General features: G+C 71.7%; 19 protein-coding genes. 7 read left to right on the top strand and 12 right to left on the bottom strand.

The window, feature by feature from the left end:
- The first annotated feature begins 144 nt into the window (after positions 1–144).
- On the top strand, positions 145–1,479 hold the full coding sequence (gene gabT, locus ACIQD7_RS32210; protein ID WP_402446509.1) for a 4-aminobutyrate--2-oxoglutarate transaminase: 1,335 nt from the start codon (positions 145–147) through the stop codon (positions 1,477–1,479).
- 105 nt (positions 1,480–1,584) lie between these two features.
- Positions 1,585–2,334 (top strand): phosphatase PAP2 family protein, encoded by a 750-nt coding sequence (locus ACIQD7_RS32215; protein WP_402446512.1) that lies wholly within the window; start codon positions 1,585–1,587, stop codon positions 2,332–2,334.
- On the opposite strand, the gene ACIQD7_RS32220 is transcribed toward ACIQD7_RS32215, so the two are convergent.
- The 8 genes from ACIQD7_RS32220 to ACIQD7_RS32255 form a co-directional block, all read right to left on the bottom strand.
- Complete coding sequence (locus ACIQD7_RS32220) at positions 2,285–4,090, bottom strand: chitinase (RefSeq protein WP_402446515.1); 1,806 nt, start codon at positions 4,088–4,090, stop codon at positions 2,285–2,287. The genes ACIQD7_RS32215 and ACIQD7_RS32220 overlap by 50 nt on opposite strands.
- A 109-nt stretch (positions 4,091–4,199) precedes the next feature.
- On the bottom strand, positions 4,200–4,679 hold the full coding sequence (locus tag ACIQD7_RS32225) for a hypothetical protein (RefSeq protein ID WP_402446517.1): 480 nt from the start codon (positions 4,677–4,679) through the stop codon (positions 4,200–4,202).
- A 116-nt stretch (positions 4,680–4,795) separates the two neighbouring features.
- Entirely contained in the window at positions 4,796–6,214 is a 1,419-nt protein-coding gene (locus ACIQD7_RS32230) for an FAD-binding oxidoreductase (RefSeq protein ID WP_161371278.1), read from the bottom strand.
- 36 nt (positions 6,215–6,250) lie between these two features.
- Entirely contained in the window at positions 6,251–7,048 is a 798-nt protein-coding gene (locus ACIQD7_RS32235) for an ABC transporter permease (RefSeq protein WP_121833133.1), read from the bottom strand.
- On the bottom strand, positions 7,048–7,980 hold the full coding sequence (locus ACIQD7_RS32240) for an ABC transporter permease (protein WP_402446521.1): 933 nt from the start codon (positions 7,978–7,980) through the stop codon (positions 7,048–7,050). Before ACIQD7_RS32240 ends, ACIQD7_RS32235 begins: the two co-directional genes overlap by 1 nt.
- Positions 7,977–9,173, bottom strand: a complete 1,197-nt coding sequence (locus ACIQD7_RS32245) for an ABC transporter ATP-binding protein (protein ID WP_402446523.1) — start codon at positions 9,171–9,173, stop codon at positions 7,977–7,979. The genes ACIQD7_RS32240 and ACIQD7_RS32245 overlap by 4 nt, the downstream gene beginning before the upstream one ends.
- Before the next feature lie 44 nt (positions 9,174–9,217).
- Positions 9,218–10,465, bottom strand: a complete 1,248-nt coding sequence (locus tag ACIQD7_RS32250) for a spermidine/putrescine ABC transporter substrate-binding protein (protein ID WP_402446525.1) — start codon at positions 10,463–10,465, stop codon at positions 9,218–9,220.
- A 49-nt stretch (positions 10,466–10,514) separates the two neighbouring features.
- Positions 10,515–12,029, bottom strand: coding sequence for a gamma-aminobutyraldehyde dehydrogenase (locus ACIQD7_RS32255; RefSeq protein ID WP_402446528.1), 1,515 nt, complete (start codon positions 12,027–12,029; stop codon positions 10,515–10,517).
- A 175-nt stretch (positions 12,030–12,204) separates the two neighbouring features.
- Between ACIQD7_RS32255 and ACIQD7_RS32260 the strand changes: the two genes are divergently transcribed.
- Entirely contained in the window at positions 12,205–12,753 is a 549-nt protein-coding gene (locus tag ACIQD7_RS32260; RefSeq protein ID WP_402446531.1) for an NADAR family protein, read from the top strand.
- 67 nt (positions 12,754–12,820) lie between these two features.
- Here ACIQD7_RS32260 and ACIQD7_RS32265 read toward each other — a convergent pair whose 3' ends face one another.
- Positions 12,821–13,528: a DUF4190 domain-containing protein gene (locus tag ACIQD7_RS32265; protein WP_402446534.1), complete on the bottom strand. Its 708-nt coding sequence runs from the start codon at positions 13,526–13,528 to the stop codon at positions 12,821–12,823.
- A gap of 75 nt (positions 13,529–13,603) precedes the next feature.
- Here ACIQD7_RS32265 and ACIQD7_RS32270 point away from each other — a divergent pair, with 75 nt between their 5' ends.
- From ACIQD7_RS32270 to ACIQD7_RS32280, 3 genes are all read left to right on the top strand, one after another.
- On the top strand, positions 13,604–14,635 hold the full coding sequence (locus ACIQD7_RS32270) for an adenosine deaminase (protein WP_402446537.1): 1,032 nt from the start codon (positions 13,604–13,606) through the stop codon (positions 14,633–14,635).
- Between the two features lie 71 nt (positions 14,636–14,706).
- On the top strand, positions 14,707–15,393 hold the full coding sequence (locus ACIQD7_RS32275) for a glycerophosphodiester phosphodiesterase (RefSeq protein WP_402446540.1): 687 nt from the start codon (positions 14,707–14,709) through the stop codon (positions 15,391–15,393).
- A gap of 1 nt (position 15,394) precedes the next feature.
- The gene (locus tag ACIQD7_RS32280; protein WP_402446543.1) at positions 15,395–16,198 is read left to right on the top strand and encodes an SAM-dependent methyltransferase; all 804 of its coding nucleotides are present in this window, start codon (positions 15,395–15,397) and stop codon (positions 16,196–16,198) included.
- Between the two features lie 17 nt (positions 16,199–16,215).
- Here ACIQD7_RS32280 and ACIQD7_RS32285 read toward each other — a convergent pair whose 3' ends face one another.
- Positions 16,216–16,866, bottom strand: a complete 651-nt coding sequence (locus ACIQD7_RS32285) for a nitroreductase family protein (protein WP_391164672.1) — start codon at positions 16,864–16,866, stop codon at positions 16,216–16,218.
- Positions 16,867–16,939: 73 nt separating this feature from the next.
- Between ACIQD7_RS32285 and ACIQD7_RS32290 the strand changes: the two genes are divergently transcribed.
- On the top strand, positions 16,940–17,725 hold the full coding sequence (locus ACIQD7_RS32290; protein ID WP_402446548.1) for an IclR family transcriptional regulator: 786 nt from the start codon (positions 16,940–16,942) through the stop codon (positions 17,723–17,725).
- Here the strand turns inward: ACIQD7_RS32290 and ACIQD7_RS32295 are convergent.
- Both ACIQD7_RS32295 and ACIQD7_RS32300 read right to left on the bottom strand, forming a co-directional pair.
- Positions 17,685–18,227 carry a hypothetical protein gene (locus tag ACIQD7_RS32295; protein ID WP_121834066.1) on the bottom strand — a complete coding sequence of 181 codons (543 nt, stop codon included), beginning with the start codon at positions 18,225–18,227 and terminating at the stop codon, positions 17,685–17,687. The genes ACIQD7_RS32290 and ACIQD7_RS32295 overlap by 41 nt on opposite strands.
- Before the next feature lie 63 nt (positions 18,228–18,290).
- On the bottom strand, positions 18,291–18,740 hold the full coding sequence (locus ACIQD7_RS32300) for an HXXEE domain-containing protein (RefSeq protein ID WP_402446621.1): 450 nt from the start codon (positions 18,738–18,740) through the stop codon (positions 18,291–18,293).
- Positions 18,741–18,780 lie beyond the last annotated feature (40 nt).

Below are 18,780 nucleotides of genomic sequence, written 5' to 3' on the forward strand. Positions count from 1 at the left end.
GCCCCTCCCGTCACGCTTCCTGTCCATCCCGGACAACGACACACCCCCCATCACTCCCGATCGGCGCGTGCCTCTCCCCCTCCGCCGCGCCTAGCCTGCGGAGGAAACCCACAAGTGCGTCCAGAACACCCCCAGGAGCCCCGCATGAACGCTGTCCCGCAGGAGCGGCGCGTCGTCACCGCCATCCCCGGTCCGAAGTCGCAGGAGCTTCAGGCCCGCCGTCTCGACGCGGTCGCCGGTGGCGTGGGCTCCACGCTGCCGGTCTTCACGAAGCGGGCCGGCGGCGGCATCATCGAGGACGTCGACGGGAACCGTCTGATCGACTTCGGCTCCGGCATCGCCGTGACCTCGGTCGGCGCCTCCGCCGAGGCCGTCGTGCGCCGCGCCTCCGCGCAGCTCCAGGACTTCACCCACACCTGTTTCATGGTGACGCCGTACGAGGGCTACGTGGAGGTCTGCGAGGCGCTCGCCGAGCTGACCCCGGGCGACCACGCCAAGAAGTCGGCGCTGTTCAACTCGGGCGCCGAGGCCGTCGAGAACGCGGTGAAGATCGCCCGTTCGTACACCAAGCGCCAGGCCGTCGTCGTCTTCGACCACGGCTACCACGGCCGTACGAACCTGACGATGGCGCTCACCTCGAAGAACATGCCGTACAAGCAGGGCTTCGGGCCGTTCGCGCCCGAGGTGTACCGCGTGCCGGTGGCCTACGGCTACCGCTGGCCCACCGGCGCCGAGAACTGCGGCCCCGAGGCCGCCGCCCAGGCGATCGACCAGATCGGCAAGCAGATCGGCGCCGACAACGTCGCCGCGATCATCATCGAGCCGGTCCTCGGCGAGGGCGGCTTCATCGAGCCGGCTAAGGGCTTCCTGCCGGCGATCGCGAAGTTCGCCGAGGACAACGGCATCGTCTTCGTCGCGGACGAGATCCAGTCCGGCTTCTGCCGCACCGGCCAGTGGTTCGCCTGCGAGGACGAGGGCGTCGTCCCGGACCTCATCACCACCGCCAAGGGCATCGCGGGCGGTCTGCCGCTCGCCGCCGTCACCGGCCGCGCCGAGATCATGGACTCCGTCCACGGCGGCGGCCTGGGCGGCACCTACGGCGGCAACCCGGTGGCCTGCGCCGCCGCGCTGGGCTCCATCGAGACGATGAAGGAGCTCGACCTCAACGGCAGGGCCAAGCGCGTCGAGGAGGTCATGAAGACCCGCCTCACCGCCATGCAGGAGAAGTTCCCGGTCATCGGCGACATCCGCGGCCGCGGCGCCATGATCGCCATCGAGCTGGTGAAGGACCCGGCCACCAAGGAGCCGTACGCGGAGGCCGCCGGCGCCCTGGCGAAGGCCTGCCACGCGGAGGGCCTCCTGGTCCTGACCTGCGGCACCTACGGCAACGTGCTCCGCTTCCTGCCGCCGCTGGTCATCGGCGAGGACCTGCTGAACGAGGGCCTCGACATCCTGGAGAACGCGTTCGCCGGGATCTGACGCGCCGGCCCGTGAGGGCCGCGGTGTGAAGACTCTGTGGGGGGCCGATGGCGGGACGCGTTTCGCGCTGTCGGTCCCCTCTTCTCTGGCGTACGGTTCCCACAGATGAGAGAAACACCCCGGGCGGAGCCTCCCCAGCCCCGTCCACCTCGTGCCTCGGAGCACGACGCCGGCGCCTCGTGCCCCGGCACTCCTCACCGATCGGATGGCCGCACGCCCCACACCCCCCGGGGCGGGCGGCAGCCCGGTCCCCTCGGCCGCCCTGGAACCACCCCCCCTGTTCCAGGGCGGCCGGCTCTCTTCTCGGCGCTCGTCGCCCTCGCCGTCGTGACCTGGCAGGTGCTCGTCCACGGCCCTCTGGCCAGGCTCGACGAGCGGGTGTCCCGGGCCCTGGTGGACACGGTCCCCCGACCCCTGAGCGAACTCGCCTCCGACCTCGGCAACGTCTCCGTCGCCGTGCCCGTCCTCGGCTGCGCCATGGCGTACGCGGTGTGGCGCGGGCGGTGGCGGGCCGCCCTGTGCGCGGGCCTCGCCATGGCCGCCGTCCCCCTGCTCGTGATCCCGCTGAAGGTGTGGACCGGCCGGCCGGGTCCCCTCGAACCGTGGGCGCACGGCTACTACCCGTCGGGCCACACGGCCACCGCGATGGTCGCCTACTTCGGCGCGGCCTTCCTCGTCTCGAACCGGCTGGTCCCCGTCGCCGCCGTGCTGACGGCGGTGACGGGGACCGGCTTGGTGCTGCGGGGCTATCACTGGCCGCTGGACGTGCTGGCCAGTCTCTGTCTGGGGCTGTGGGTGCTGGCCGTCAGCTCCAGTTGTACGCGTCGAAGTTCTTCGAGAACTCCCACTGGTTGAAGCGGTCCCAGTTGATCGACCAGGTCATCAGGCCGCGCAGGGCGGGCCAGGTGCCGTGGGTCTGGTACGAGCCGCAGTTGACCTTCTTCGTGAGGCAGTCCAGGGCCTTGTCGACCTCGGACGGGGTCGTGTGGCCGTTGCCCGCCTGGGTGGAGGCCGGGAGGCCGATGGCGACCTGGTCGGCGCGGAGGGCCGGGAAGAAGCGGTCGGCGTTGCCCGCCACCGGGAAGCCGGTGAGGAGCATGTCGGTCATCGCGATGTGGAAGTCGGCGCCGCCCATCGAGTGGTACTGGTTGTCCAGGCCCATGATCGGGCCCGAGTTGTAGTCCTGGACGTGCAGCAGGGTCAGGTCGTCGCGCAGGGCGTGGATGACCGGCAGGTAGGCGCCGGCGCGCGGGTCCTGGCCGCCCCAGGGGCCGGAGCCGTAGAACTGGTAGCCGAGCTGGACGAAGAAGGTCTCCGGGGCCATGGTCAGGACGAACTTCGCGCCGTACTTGGCCTTGAGGGTCTTGACCGCCTGGATCAGGTTGACGACGACCGGGCTGGTCGGGTTCCGGAAGTCGGTGTCGCCGGTCTGGAGCGAGAGGGAGTGGCCCTCGAAGTCGATGTCCAGGCCGTCGAGCCCGTACTCGTCGATGATCTTCGAGACGGAGGTGACGAAGGCGTCGCGGGCGGCCGTCGAGGAGAGCTGGACCTGGCCGTTCTGGCCGCCGATGGAGATGAGGACCTTCTTGCCGGCGGCCTGCTTGGCCTTGATCGCCGCCTTGAACTCGGCGACGGACTCGACGTTCGGGCACTCGGTGGCCGGGCAGAGGCTGAAGCGGATGTCGCCCGAGGTCACCGAGGTCGGCTCGCCGAAGGCCAGGTTGATGACGTCCCAGGAGTCGGGGACGTCGGCCATGCGGGTGTAGCCGGAGCCGTTGGCGAAGCTGGCGTGGAGGTAGCCGACGAGGGCGTGCGCGGGCAGGCCCTGGTTGCCGCCGTCCCCGCCGCCGTTGGTCGTGGTCGCGGTGACGGCGGCGGACTTCGGGGACTCGCCGGCCGCGTTCACGGCGCTGACCTGGAAGGTGTAGGCGGTGGAGGCGGTCAGACCGGTCGCGGTGGCGGAGGTGCCGGTGACCGTCTGGATCTTCGTGGCGCCCCGGTAGACGTTGTAGGAGGTGGCGCCGGAGACCGCGCTCCAGGTGAGCGGCACGGTGGTGGAGGTCGGGGAGCCGGCCGCGAGCCCGGTGGGGGCGGTGGGGAGCTGGACCGGGTCGCCGCCGGGGCCGTACAGGGAGAGGTCGTCGGCCTGGTAGGCGGGGGTGCCGTACCAGCCGTGGGTGTAGATCGTGACCGAGGTGGTGGAGGGGCCCGTGGTGAAGGAGGTCGAGAGCTTCTGCCAGTCGGGGGCCGAGCCCGTCCAGGTGGAGACGTCGGTGGTGCCGGTGCCGGTGGCGCCCAGGTAGACGTAGCTGCCGCGCACCCAGCCGCTGAGCGCGTACGTGGAGTTGGGCTTCACGGTGACGGTCTGGGAGCAGCGGGCGTTGTCGCTGCCGGCCGGGGTGGCCTTGAGCGCCTTCGTCCCGCCGTGCACGGGCGAGGTGACGACGGCGCCGCTGCCCGCCGTACAGGTCCAGCCGTCGAGTCCGGCCTCGAAGCCGCCGTTGCGGGCGAGTTCGGCGTCGGCGGCCTGGGCGCCGGGGGTGAGCGCGAGGAGTCCACCGGCGGCGAGGGCGCCCGCCAGTATCAGGGTGAGGGGTCTGGAGCGGGCCACGACTGCCTCCGGAAGGGGAGAGGGGGAGGTGGGGAATCGAAGGGAGCGCGCCACAGCATGGTCCAGACCAATCGAGTGGTCAAGACCTCTGTACGCACGGCCCCTTCGTTCAGTCCCCGTCCACCACCCCCTCCCCCCGGGCCAGTTGGCCCGCCGCCTCGTGCATCGCCAGCTCCAGGAGCGGGGCGTCGGTGAGGGTCCCGGTGCCGTCCGGCACCACCAGCCAGCGCACCGCGCCGGTGGCCCGGCCCGGGTACGGGACGACGATCCAGGTCCCGGCGCCCGCGCTGCGGATCCCGGTGCCGAGCCAGCGGGCGGCGGTGCCCGGCGGCACGAAGAAGCCCATCCGGGAGTCGCCGAAGTCGGCCAGGACCGGGCCGGGGCGGCCCACCAGGCGGGTCAGCACGTCGAGCGTGGGATAGCCGAGCGCGGCCGGCAGGATCAGCACGTCCCAGCGCACGCCGGCGGGCAGCAGCGCGACCCCGTGCGGGCTGCGCTCCCACTCCCACCGGCAGGCGTCGGGATCGGGCGCGGCCGAGACCAGCCACTCCACCGCACTCCTGGCGCCCGTGGCCCCCGTACCAGTCATCGCGAGGTTCTCCTTCCGTGTGGACACGGTGTCCACACGGAGAGAGCGGGGAGGGCGGCTTCTCTTACGCGGTTTCGCCTACTCGCCGGTTGTGATGTACGTCACTCCCCCTCGAGTCAGCTGTCGAAGCCCAGGCCCAGGCGGTCCATGGCCTTCAGCCAGAGGTTGCGCCGGCCGCCGTTCTCGTCGGCGCGGGCCAGGGACCACTTGGTGAGGCCGATGCCGGCCCAGGCGACCGGCTCGGGCGGGAACGGCAGCGGCTTGGAGCGGACCATCTCCAGCTCGGTGCGCTCGGTGCGCTCCCCCGCGAGCAGGTCGAGCATCACGTCGGCGCCGAAGCGGGTGGCGCCGACGCCGAGGCCGGTGAACCCGGCCGCGTACGCCACCTTCCCCTTGTGCGCCGTGCCGAAGAAGGCCGAGAAGCGGGAGCAGGTGTCGATCGCGCCGCCCCAGGCGTGGCTGAAGCGGAGCCCTTCGAGCTGCGGGAAGCAGTGGAAGAAGTGCTCGGCCAGCTTGAGGTACGTCTCCGGGCGGTGATCCATGTCGGCGCTGACCTTGCCGCCGAAGGGGTAGATCGCGTCGTAGCCGCCCCACAGGATCCTGTTGTCGGCGGTGATCCGGAAGTAGTGGAACTGGTTGGCGGAGTCGCCGAGGCCCTGCCGGTTCTTCCAGCCGATCGAGGCGAGCTGCTCGGGGCTGAGCGGCTCGGTCGTCAGGGCGTAGTCGTAGACCGGGACCGTGTAGGCCCGGACGCGCTTGACCAGGGACGGGAAGACGTTGGTGCCGAGCGCGACCCGGCGGGCGAGGACCTTGCCGTACGGGGTGCGCACGCCCGTGCCGGCGCCGACGGAGACCAGGTCGAGGCCCGGGGTGTTCTCGTAGATCCGGACGCCCAGGCCGAGGCAGGCCCGCTTGAGGCCCCAGGCCAGCTTGGCGGGGTTCAGCATGGCGACGCCCCGGCGGTCCCAGAGGCCGCCGAGGAAGGTCGGCGAGTCGACCTCGGCGCGCACGGCGTCCCGGTCGAGGAGGTCGACGCCGTCGGCGAGGCCGAGCCGGTCGAGCTCCCCGTAGACCTCGTGGAGCTCCTCGACCTGGTACGGCTCGGTGGCCACGTCGATCTCGCCGGTGCGCTCGAAGTCGCAGTCCAGGGAGTAGCGGGCGACGGCCTCCTCGATGGCGTCGAGGTTCCGCTCGCCCAGCTCCTCCAGCTTCGGCAGCTCGCCCGGCCAGCGGGCGAGCCCGTTGCCGAAGCCGTGGGTGAGGGAGGCCGCGCAGAAGCCCCCGTTGCGGCCCGAGGCGGCCCAGCCCACCTCGCGCCCCTCGATGAGGACGACGTCCCGGGAGGGGTCGCGCTCCTTGGCGAGGAGCGCGGTCCACAGTCCGCTGTAGCCGCCGCCGACCACGAGGAGGTCGCACTTCTCGGTGCCGGTGAGGGCGGGCAGGGCGCCGGGCTTGCCGGGGTCTTCCAGCCAGAAGGGGACGGGCTGGGCGTCGGAGAGAGATTGGGCGGCGAGACGCATGGCGACTGGGGCCATGGTTTCCAACTCCTTCGGTGCCTGGGCGGCCTTCGCTCAGGCTGTTGCTGTTTTCTTGCGCCGGTTCGTGATGATCTGTCCGGCCATGACCACCAGTACCGCGAGGACGAACATCGCGGTGCCGATGACGTTGATCTGAACGGGTGTTCCGCGCTGCGCCGAGCCCCAGACGAACATGGGGAAGGTGACCGTGGAGGGTCCCGCGTTGAAGTTGGTGATGATGAAGTCGTCGAACGAGAGCGCGAAGGCGAGCAGTCCGCCGGCGGCGATGCCGGGGGCGGCGATCGGCAGGGTGACGCGCAGGAAGGTCTGCGCGGGCCCCGCGTAGAGGTCGCGGGCGGCCTCCTCCAGGCGCGGGTCCATGGACATGACCCGGGCCTTGACGGCCGTCACGACGAACGACAGGCAGAAGGTGATGTGGGCGATCAGAACCGTCCAGAAGCCCAGCTCGATCCCCATGTTGAGGAAGAGGGTGAGCAGCGAGGCGGCCATGACGACCTCGGGCATCGCCATCGGCAGGAAGATCAGCGAGTTGATCGCGCCGCGCGCCCGGAAGCGGTAGCGGACCAGCGCGAAGGCGATCGCCGTGCCGAGGGCGACGGCGCCGAGGGTGGCCCAGGCGGCGAGCTGGAGCGAGAGCGACAGCGACTGGCACATGTCGGCGACGCCGCAGGGGTCCTTCCAGGCGTCCAGGGAGAACGTCTGCCAGGAGTAGTTGAAGCGCCCGTTCGGCTTGTTGAACGAGAACGCCATCACGACGAGGTTCGGCAGGATCATGTACGCGAGCGTCAGCAGGCCCGCGACGACGACGAGGTTCTTGCGGATCCAGCGCATCAGACGAGGTCCTCCGTTCCGGCTCGGCGGATGTAGACGGTGACCATGACCAGGACGATCGCCATGAGGATGAAGGAGAGGGCGGCGGCCGTCGGGTAGTCGAGGACCCGCAGGAACTGCGACTGGATGACGTTGCCGACCATCTTGGTGTCGGTCGAGCCGAGCAGTTCGGAGTTGACGTAGTCGCCGCTCGCCGGGATGAAGGTGAGCAGGGTGCCGGAGACGACGCCGGGCATCGACAGCGGGAAGGTCACCTTGCGGAAGGTGGTGGCCGGGGAGGCGTACAGGTCCTGCGCGGCCTCGTGGAGCCGCCCGTCGATCCGCTCCAGGGAGGTGTAGAGGGGCAGGATCATGAAGGGCAGGAAGTTGTACGTGAGGCCGCAGACCACCGCCATCGGGGTGGCGAGCACGCGGTCGCCCTCGGTCCAGCCGAGCCAGCTCGTCACGTCGAGGACGTGCAGCGCGTTCAGGGCGTCGACCACGATGCTGTCGTCGGCCAGGATCGTCTTCCACGCCAGGGTCCGGATGAGGAAGCTGGTGAAGAAGGGGGCGATGACCAGGACGAGGACCAGGTTGCGCCAGCGGCCGGCCCGGAAGGCGATCAGGTACGCGAGCGGGTAGCCGAGCAGCAGGCAGAGGACGGTCGCGGTCCCGGCGTAGAGCAGGGAGCGGACGAACTGCGGCCAGTACTCCTGGAGGGCCTCCCAGTAGGTCGGGAAGTGCCAGGTGACCCGGAAGCCGGCTTCGAGGGAGCCGGTCTGGACCGAGGTGGAGGCCTGGTAGACCAGCGGCAGCGCGAAGAAGACGAGCAGCCAGACGATGCCGGGGAGCAGCAGCCAGTAGGGGACGAGCCGCTTGCGGGTGGCGGGCTTGCGCAGAACCGGTTCCTCCACCGATTCCGGCGTCTCCTTCGTGAGGGTCGGGGCGCTCATCCGGCGTCCTCCACGCTCTCCACGCCCGCGTCGCCCACTGTCCCCGCAAGCAGGGACTGATCGGCGTCGAGTCCGAACGTGTGCGCCGGGTTCCAGTGCAGGACCACCTCGGCGCCCGGGACGAGCCGCGTGTCGCGCTCGATGTTCTGCTCGTACACCTGGAGTTCGGCCCCGGCGGGCGAGTTCACCACGTACTGGGTGGAGACGCCGATGAAGGAGGAGTCGGCGATCCGGCCGGTGACGCGGTTGCGGCCGTCGGCTATCGCGCCGGCGTCGTCCGCGTGCGTGAGGGAGATCTTCTCGGGGCGGACGCCCACGAGCAGCCTGCCGCCCGCGCGGACGGCGGGGGTACAGCGCTCGCCGGGGACCCTGAGCTTGCCGCCGCCCGCCGTGACGAGCACGTCGGAGCCGGTGGAGCCGGTCTCCAGGACCTCGGCCTCGATCAGGTTGGAGGTCCCCAGGAAGTTGGCGACGAAGGTGGTCCGCGGGTTCTCGTACAGGTCGGCGGGGGCGCCGAGCTGCTCGACCCGGCCGCCGTTCATCACCGCGACCTGGTCGGCCATGGTCATGGCCTCCTCCTGGTCGTGGGTGACGTGCACGAAGGTGATGCCGACCTCGGTCTGGATCCGCTTGAGCTCCAGCTGCATCTGGCGGCGCAGCTTGAGGTCGAGGGCGCCGAGCGGCTCGTCGAGGAGGAGCACCTGCGGGTGGTTGATGAGGGCGCGGGCCACGGCGACGCGCTGCTGCTGGCCGCCGGAGAGCTGGTGCGGCTTGTGCCGGGCCTTGTCGCCGAGCTGGACGAGCTCCAGCATCTCGTCGACCTGCTTCTTGACCGACTTGATGCCCCGGCGGCGCAGGCCGAAGGCGATGTTCTCGGTGATGTCCATGTGCGGGAAGAGCGCGTAGGACTGGAAGACGGTGTTGACCGGCCGCTTGTAGGGCGGGAGGTCGGTGACGTCGGTGTCGCCGAGGAAGACGGTGCCGGTGCTGGGGTCCTCCAGGCCGGCGATCATGCGCAGGGTGGTGGTCTTGCCGCAGCCGGAGGCGCCGAGGAGGGCGAAGAAGGAGCCCTGCGGGACGGTCAGGTCGAGCGGGTGGACGGCGGTGAAGGAGCCGTACGTCTTGCTGATCCCGGTGAGACGGACGTCGCCGCCGCCAGTGTTCTTTCCGGTGTGAGCAGTCTTGTCAGTCATGGGTCGTGGTCCCGGGGAGTGAGAGGGGGTGGACGGGGCCGGACTCAGGCGCCGATGAGCTTGGCGAACTTCTCCTCGTACGCCGTCTCCTCCGCGCCGGTGAGCGAGCGGAAGGCGCGCGACTTCTTCGCCATGGCCTTGTCGGGGAGGATCAGCGTGTTGTCCGCGAGCTCGGGGTCGATCTTGGCGAGCTCGTCCTTCACCCCGTCGACGGGGCAGACGTAGTTGATGTACGCGGCGAGCTGGGCGGCGACGGGGAGCTCGTAGTAGTGGTCGATGAGCTTCTCGGCGTTGGTCTTGTGCCGGGACTGCGCGGGGACCAGCAGGTTGTCGGTGGAGGTGATGTAGCCGGCCGCCGGTATGGAGTAGCGGATGTCGGGGTTGTCCGCCTGGAGCTGGATGATGTCGCCGGCCCAGGCGAGACAGGCCGCGATGTCGCCCTTGTCGAGGTCGGACGTGTAGTCGTTGCCGGTGAAGCGGCGTATCTGCTTCTTGTCGACGCCCCTCTGGAGGCGTCCGACCGCCGCGTCGAAGTCGGCGTCCGTGAAGTCGCCGGGGTCCTTGCCGAGGTCGAGCAGGGTCATGCCGACGGTGTCGCGCATCTCGGTGAGGAAGCCGACCCGGCCCTTGAGGGAGGGGTCGTCCAGGAGCTGGGTGACCGAGTCGACCTTCTTCCCGCCGGTCGCCTTCACGTTGTAGGCGATGACGGTGGAGATGCCGGTCCAGGGGTACGAGTGGGCGCGGCCCGGGTCCCAGTCGGGGTTGCGGAACTGGGCGGAGAGGTTGGTGTAGGCGTGGGGCAGGTTCGAGGGGTCGAGCTTCTGCACCCAGCCGAGCCGGATCATGCGGGCGGCGAGCCAGTCGGTGACGCATATGAGGTCGCGGCCGGTGTCCTGGCCGGCGGCGAGCTGCGGCTTGATCTTGCCGAAGAACTCGACGTTGTCGTTGATGTCCTCGGTGTACTTGACCTTGATCCCGGTGCGCTTCTGGAACGCCTCCAGGGTGGGGCGGGACTTCTCGTCCTCGCTGACGTCCATGTACTCGGTCCAGTTGGAGAAGGCGACGGTCTTCTCCTTGGCCGAGTCGTCCGTGGAGGCGGTGCCCGGGCCCTCCCGCTTGGCGGGCGGGATGCCGCAGGCGCTCAGGGACGCGAGGCCGCCGACGGTGAGCGCGCCGACGCCGCCCGCGCGCAGCATCGAACGGCGGCTGAGGGCGCCCCGGCCGCTCGTCATGCTGCGGCGTATCGCCGCGAGCTGCGCGGCGGACAGGCTGTCGGGCTCGTACTGCTCCATGCGCTGTGCCCTTTCGGGAGGGTTGCGTCGCCGGTCGGACGACGGTCGGCTATCGGTCCCCGAAGATCGTGCGGTGCCAGTCCTTCGCGGCGACCGCGGTGTTGTCGTACATGACGTGCTTGACCTGCGTGTACTCCTCGAAGGAGTACACCGACATGTCCTTCCCGTAGCCCGAGGCCCGGGTTCCCCCGTGGGGCATCTCGCTGATGATCGGGATGTGGTCGTTGACCCAGACGCAGCCGGCCTTGATCTCGCGGGTGGCGCGGCCCGTCCGGTAGACGTCGCGGCTCCAGGCGGAGGCGGCGAGGCCGTAGGGGGTGTCGTTGGCGAGCGCGATGCCCTCGTCGTCGGTGTCGAAGGGCAGGGCGACCAGGACCGGGCCGAAGATCTCCGACTGGACGACCTCGCTGTCCTGCGCGGCGCCGGTGATCAGGGTCGGCCGGTAGTACGCGCCGTCCTCCAGGTCCCCGCCGGGGGCCTCGCCGCCGGTGACGACGGTGGCGTAGCCGCGGGCACGGTCGACGAAGCCGGCGACCCGGTCGCGCTGGGCGTGGCTGATCAGCGGGCCGAGGTCGGTGCCCGGGGCGAAGGGGTCGCCGAGGCGTACGGATTCCATGAGTGCGGCGACGCGGGCGGTGAAGGCGTCGAAGAGCGGGCGCTGGACGTACGCGCGCGTGGCGGCGGTGCAGTCCTGGCCGCTGTTGATGAGGGAGGCGGCGACGGCGCCGTGGGCGGCGGCCTCCAGGTCGGCGTCGTCGAAGACGACGAAGGGGGCCTTGCCGCCGAGTTCGAGGTGGAGGCGCTTGACGGTGGCGGTGGCGATCTCGGCGACCCGCTTGCCGACCGGGGTGGAGCCGGTGAAGGAGGTCATGACGACGTCGGGGTGGCCGACGAGGTGCTCGCCGACGGTCCGGCCCGCGCCGTTGACGATGTTGATCACGCCGTCGGGGATGCCGGCGTCGGTCGCGGCCTGCGCGAACATCAACGAGGTGAGGGGGGTGAGTTCGGCGGGCTTCAGGACGATCGTGTTGCCGGCGGCGATCGCCGGGAGGATCTTCCAGGCGGCCATCTGGAGGGGGTAGTTCCAGGGGGCGATGGAGCCGACGACGCCGAGGGCCTCGCGCCGCACGTAGGAGGTGTGGTCGCCGGAGTACTCGGCGGCGGCCTGGCCCTGGAGGTGGCGGGCGGCCCCGGCGAAGAAGGCGGTGTTGTCGACCGTGCCGGGCACGTCGAACTCGGTGGTGAGCTTCAGCGGCTTGCCGCACTGGAGGGACTCCACGCGGGCGAAGTCCTCGGCCCGCTCGGCGAGGACGGCGGCGAAGCGGTGCAGGGCGTCGGAGCGCTCGCCGGGGGTGGCGCCCGCCCAGCCGGGGAAGGCGGCCTTCGCGGCGGCCACGGCCGCGTCCACGTCGGCGGTGGAGGCGAGCGCGTAGGTGTACACGCTCTTCCCGGTCGCCGGGTCGATCACCTCGTGGTCCTCGCCGGACGTTCCGGGGCGGAGCCGACCGTCGATGTACTGTGCGCCGTCCGCGAAGCGGTCCGTCACCTGGAAGCGGTTGCCCATGACGCTCTCCGTTGTCCCAGCTCGAATTGAGTGCCGATCCTGACAGAGGGACGACTACCCAACAAGTGATTCCGTTGTTGCCTTTTGGTTACGCGACGGATTCGGTCGACCATGTGTCGAGGTCGCCGGAAAATCTCCGTACGGAGTGTCCGTGGCGGATGCCAGACTCCCATGCATGAGCGCGATCGAGGAGCTGACACAGCAGGTCAGCAGGGGTGACACGGTGAAGTGGCTGCACTTCTGGGGTCACCGTCCGCATCCGGACGGACGCCTTTCCGCGAGCTGTCTGAGCCAGTGGTGGCCGTCCCCCTTCACGGTGGACGGGGTGGCGTACGCGACGGCCGAGCACTGGATGATGGCCGGCAAGGCGCGGCTCTTCGGGGACGCGGACGCCGAGCGGGCCGCGCTGGACGCCCGTACCCCCGCCGAGGCCAAGAAGGCGGGCCGGCTCGTGCGGGACTTCGACGACGCGGTGTGGACGCGGGAGCGGTTCGGGATCGTCGTCGAGGGGAGCGTCCACAAGTTCTCCTCGGACGGGGCCCTGCGCGCGTATCTGCTCGGCACCGGCGACCGTGTCCTGGTGGAGGCCAGTCCGGTGGACCGGATCTGGGGCATCGGGCTCGCCACGACCGACCCCGGCGCCCACGACCCGGCCCGCTGGCGCGGCCTCAACCTGCTCGGCTTCGCCCTCATGGAGGCGCGGGAGCGGCTCCGGGGCGCCTGACGCCACGGGGAAGGGCCCCGCACCGGTTGGTCTCCGGTGCGGGGCCCTTCCCCGTGCGTACGGGTCCTCAGCGGGTGTTCTCCACCACCAGGGACGACGCGAACGGGTCGTCCTCGTAGCCGGAGTCCTCGAAGGTCGAGGGGTCCTGGTTGATCGCCCAGACGAGGAAGGCGAGGAAGACCGCGCCGATCAGGGTGCCGATGGCGCCGAGCACGATGCCGGCGACCGCCATGCCCCGGTTCGTCGCCTCGCCCCGGCCCGCCTTCTTCACCCCGACGATGCCGAGGATCAGGGCCAGGATGCCGAGGAGCGCCCCCAGGCCGTACAGGCAGAAGCCCGCGACCGAGATGATGCCGAGCACCATCGCGGCCGTGCCCGTGCCGTTGGAGGGGGGCTGCTGCCAGCCGGGCTGGCCGGCGTATCCCGGGTATCCGGGATAGCCGTATCCGGAGGTCGCCAGGGGCGCCTGGGCGCCCGGGGCCGTCGGGTAGCCGTACCCCCCGGAAGTGTCCGCCGGGTAGCCGTAGCCGCCGGACGTGTCCGCCGGATAGCCGTACGCGCCGGGCGCCGCCGGGCCGCCGGGCGCGACCGGGGGCGGCGGGACGTCGCCGCCGGGGCCGGGCGCCGCCGGCATCGACGTCACCGTCTGCTGGTCGTGCACCGGCGGGGGCGACGACTCCGCCGGCTTGCTCAGTTCCACCCCGTCGCGGTTCGGCGGAGCCCACGGGTCCGCCGGGTCGTACCCGCCCGGCTGCTGGTCTCGGTTGTCAGACATGGGCCTCCCCCATCGTGGTCACGTCATGCTACGACCTCACTCCTGCGGGGGAACCGTCCGGCCTACGATGACCCGATGACCGATCTGCACCCCTTCATCGCGGGCCTTCCCAAGGCCGAGCTGCACGTCCACCACGTGGGCTCCGCCTCGCCCCGGATCGTCGCCGAGCTCGCGGCCCGTCACCCGGACTCCAAGGTCCCCACGGACCCGGAGGCGCTGGCCGACTACTTCACGTTCACCGACTTCGCGCACTTCATCGACGTCTACCTGTCGGTCGTCGACCTGGTCCGCACCCCCGAGGACGTCCGGTTGCTGACCTTCGAGGTCGCCCGGGACATGGCCCGGCAGAACATCCGCTACGCCGAGCTGACCATCACCCCCTACTCCTCGACCCGCCGGGGCATCGAGGAGCGCGCCTTCATGGCCGCGATCGAGGACGCCCGCAAGGCGGCCGAGGCCGAGTTCGGCACGGTCCTGCGCTGGTGCTTCGACATCCCCGGCGAGGCCGGGCTGGAAGCCGCGGAGGAGACCGCGCGGCTCGCCACGACCGACGGGCTGCGCCCGGAGGGCCTGGTCTCCTTCGGCCTCGGCGGCCCCGAGATCGGGGTGCCGCGCCCGCAGTTCAAGCCGTACTTCGACCGGGCCCGGGCGGCCGGACTGCGCTCCGTCCCGCACGCGGGCGAGACGACGGGGCCGGAGACCGTCTGGGACGCGATCCGCGAGCTGGGCGCCGAGCGCATCGGCCACGGCACCAGCTCCGTCCAGGACCCCGAGCTCCTCGCGTACCTGGCCGAGCACCGCATCGCCCTGGAGGTCTGCCCGACCTCCAACATCGCCACCCGGGCCGTCGCCACCCTCGACGAGCACCCGATCGGGCGGATGGTGGACGCGGGGGTCCTCGTCACCGTCAACAGCGACGACCCGCCGATGTTCGGCACCGACCTGAACAGCGAGTACGCGGTCGCCGCCCGTCTCCTCGGCCTCGACGAGCGCGGTCTCGCCGCCCTCGCCAGGAACGCGGTGGAGGCCTCCTTCCTGGACGCGGCCGGCAAGGCCCGGATCACCGGCGAGATCGACGCGTACACCGAGGACTGGCTGGCGCGCTGAAGCACTGACGACACGGGCCGTCGGACCCCGCGCCGACGACACGGGCGGTGCTCCCCGGCCACAATGGCCCCATGCGATCCGTCACTGTCGTAGGCCACCGGGGCGACCCGTACCGCTTCCGCGAGAACACGCTCCGTTCGATCTCCTCCGCGATCGAACGGGGCGCGGACGCGGTCGAGGTCGACGTGCGGCTGACGCGGGACGGAGTGCCCGTCCTCCTGCACGACGACACCCTCAAGCGCCTGTGGGGCCGGGACCGGGCGCTCTCCGCGTTCTCGTACGCGGAGCTGGAGGAGGCGACGGCGGGCGGGGTGCCGACCCTGCGGGAGGCGCTGCTCACCGCCGGGGACCACCGGCTGATGCTGGACCTGCCGGGCGGGAACGAGCGATCGGTCCGGAAGATCGTCGGCACGGTCCGCGAGTGCGGGGCCGGGGAGCGGGTCTACTACTGCGCCGGGACCGTCGCCATGCTCCAGGTGCGGGCCGCCGACCCGGCCGCCGAGATCGCCCTGACCTGGACCACGCTCGCCCCGCCCCGCCGCACGCTCCTCGACGCCGTGCGCCCGCGCTGGCTCAACTACCGCTTCGGCCTGGTGAGTCGGGAGCTGGCCGAGCGGGTGCACCGGGACGGGCTGCTCCTGTCGGCCTGGACGGCGGACACGAAGCGCACCATGCGTAAGCTGATCATGAACGGGGCGGACGCGATCACCACGAACCGCGTCGACGCCCTCGCCGCCGTCCTGCGAGAGGACCTCTGAAGTGAACGAGCCGACGAGCGACAGCGTCAACGACCGCATCCGCACCGACATCGCCCACAACGCCCGCGTCTGGAACTACTGGCTGGGCGGCAAGGACAACTACCCGGTGGACCGGGCGGTCGGCGCGCAGGTCACCGGCTTCTACCCGAGCATCGGCGAAGTGGCGCGCGCGGACCGGGCGTTCCTCGGCCGGGTGGTGACGCACCTGGCGGCGGAGGAGGGCGTCCGGCAGTTCCTGGACATCGGCACCGGTCTGCCGACCGCCGACAACACTCACGAGGTGGCGCAGCGGATCGCCCCCGAGGCCCGGATCGTCTACGTCGACAACGACCCGATCGTCCTCACCCACGCCCGTGCGCTCCTGACGAGCGCCCCGGAGGGCGTCACCGAGTACGTGGACGCCGACGCGCACGACCCGGAGCGGATCCTGGCGGCGGCCTCGGCCACCCTCGACCTCTCCCGGCCGGTCGCGGTGATGATGCTCGGCATCCTCAACTTCGTGATGGACACCGACAAGGCCCGTTCCATCGTGCGGACCCTGATGGACGCCGTCCCCTCCGGCAGCTTCCTGGTCCTCACCCACCCGACCCTGGAGCCGGAGCTCGGCGGCGAGGGCAACGAGGCCGCGATGGCCTTCTGGAACGAGAACGCGACCCCGCCGATCACCGCCCGCACCCGCGCCGAGTTCGCCTCCTTCCTGGACGGCCTCGACCTCCTCGCCCCGGGCATCGTCTCCTGCTCCCGCTGGCGCTCGACGGAGGGCGACGTGGTGGCACAGCTCGGCGCGGTGGGCCGCAAGCCGTAGGGGCGTACGGGGCCCGGTCACCATCCGTCCCAGTGGAGGACCTGCTCGCGGGGGATGCGGCGGGCGGGCTTGAAGTCGGTGCCGATCGTGTACGCGACCGGGATGAACGCGGCCTGCATGACCTCCTCGTACGGGATGCCGAGGAAGCGTGCGAACTCCCTCTCCAGGGGCAGGTTCCCGGTGGTCCACACCGTGCCGAGGCCGCGCTCGCGGGCCGCGAGCATGAAGCTCCAGGCGGCGGGCAGGATCGAGCCCCAGGTGCCGGCCTGGTGGGTGACGGAGGCGCCCTCGGTCCGGCCCTCGACGCAGGGGATGACGTAGGCGGGCACCTCGTGCAGGTGCCGGTGCAGGTGTCCGACGCCCGAGTAGACCCGGTCCATCACGCCTGGCGCGACCTCGGCCCGGCGCACGTCCCGGTCGGGCAGCGGCTGGTGGGCGCCGGGCACGGCGAGGGAGGCCCGCCACAGGTCGGCGAGGACGGCGCGGCGGGCCGGGTCGGTGACGATCACGAAGTGCCAGCGCTGCCGGTTGCGGCCGGTGGGGGCCTGGACGGCGAGGTCGACGCACTCCTCCAGGAGCGCGCGGGGCACGGGCCGGGTGAGGTCGAGCCGGTGGCGGACGGCGCGGGTGGTGGAGAGCAGGGCGTCGGAAGCGAGACCGAGGTTCATGCGTTGAGCCTCGTACGGGCCGGGCCGGAGCGGGAAGGCCGGGCTTCCACTGAGTGAAAGGCACGGCCGGGACATGGGCGGGAGCGTGGCGGGGCGGCTCTTCTCGGTGCTCGACGCCTTCGAGGGCGGGGGCGCCTTCGAGGGCGGGGGCGGCTCCGGGAGCGGCGGCGCCTCCGGGAGCGGCGGCGCCTCCGGGGACGGCGGCCCGGTGACGCTGCGGCTCACCGACATCGCGGCGCGGACGGGGCTCCCGGCACCGACGGCGCTGCGCATGGTGCGGGAGCTGGTGGCCTGGGGCGGTCTGGAGCGGGGCGCGGACGGCACGTACCGGCTGGGACTGCGGCTGCGGGCGCTGGGCACGGCGGCGCCCTGTCCGCGCGGCCTCCTGGACGCGGCGCTGCCCGCGCTGCGGGCGCTCGGGGCCCGGACGGGCGGTCACGCGGACGTGGCGGTGCTCCAGGGACCGGCGGCCGGCGGGGTGCTGTGCCTGGTGAGCGGGGAGCGGCTGCCGGCCCACGCGACGGCGTACGGGAAGGTGCTGCTGACCGCTCCCCCGGCGGAGTTTCCCGGGCTCGCCGCTCCCCCGAGGGAGCTTCCCCGTCACACCCGCCACACGGTGGTGGTGCCGGGAGTGCTGGCCCGGCAGCTCGACCGGATCCGCGCGGCGGGGCTCGCGGTCTGCGCGGAGGAGCACCGGCTCGGCGAGGTGACGGTGGCGGCCCCGCTGCGCGGCCCGGCGGGGCCGGTCGCCGCGCTCGGCGTGACCGTCCCCACCGGCGTCCCCCTGGACCGGGTGGCGGCGGCGGTCCGCGAGGCGGCTACGCGGGTACGGCCTCCGGAGCCGCCGCCGTCGCCGTGACGGCCTCCAGGCGCTTGATCAGCCGCCGGACGAGGAGCAGCGGCAGGATCCCGAAGACGCCGAAGGACATGTCGACGACCGACCACCAGAAGGGGATGTCCCGGATCGGGCCGCAGATCAGGGCGAGCGGGATGATGCCGACGCAGGCGATCATGCCGAACTCGACGACCCAGACGTTGCGGACGGGGTCGCGCCAGACGCCGTAGAAGGCGACGGCGATGACGAGGTGGGCGAAGGCCAGCCAGTCGTTGCCGTAGAGGAGGTAGGGGGCGTCCCGGTCGGCGGTCTCCAGGCCGCCCCGCACCCGGTGGATCCACTCGGCGAGCCCGGGGAGGGCGTCGGCTACGGGTGCGGCCCAGCCGGTCAACGCGGAGTCGAGGAGCCGGAGTTCGGTGACGAGCGGGAAGGCGGTGAGCCCGCTCAGGACCAGACAGACGACGAAGAGGACCAGCCAGCTGCGGATGCGCTTGAGAAGGGCTCTCGGCCCGTTCGTGTCGCTCATGGGGGTAGCGTACGCCCGCTCTGAACGTGTTCAAAAGCGGGGGTGGCGTTTTTTGGAACGCGTTCAAAAAGCGCGGGCCGGCCGCCGTCCCGCACCGTGCGCGACCACGGTCGCCCCGGCCGCGAGGGCGAGCCCCGCCACCACGTCCCGGGCCCTGGCGGGCCGCGGCACGGGGAGGACGAGCGGCGAGGTGACCGAGCCGGGCGTCCGGCCGCGCACGGCCGCCGCCTGCGCGAGGTGGACGAGGCCGTGCAGCCCGAAGCCGTCGACCGCGCCCTGACAGAAGGCGGAACGCCCGCCGGAGCGCGCCCCGGCGACGGCGACGGCGCCGACGATCATGCCCATCACCCCCACGGCCGCGGCGCATTCACGCGCGCCGACCTTCCCGACCGCCCGCCACACCCCCTCCGGCACCCCCGGGAACCGCTCGCGCAGGGCGGGCAGGTCCTCCCGGAGCCGGCGCGGCCCGTACGCGAGCTCCTCGGCGTCGTGAACAACCCGGGCGAGGAACAGGCCTTACGCGGCAAGGGGGTTGAGGCACGTCTCCGTCATG

This window comes from Streptomyces sp. NPDC093071, assembly GCF_044754545.1.
Classification (GTDB): Bacteria; Actinomycetota; Actinomycetes; order Streptomycetales; family Streptomycetaceae; genus Streptomyces.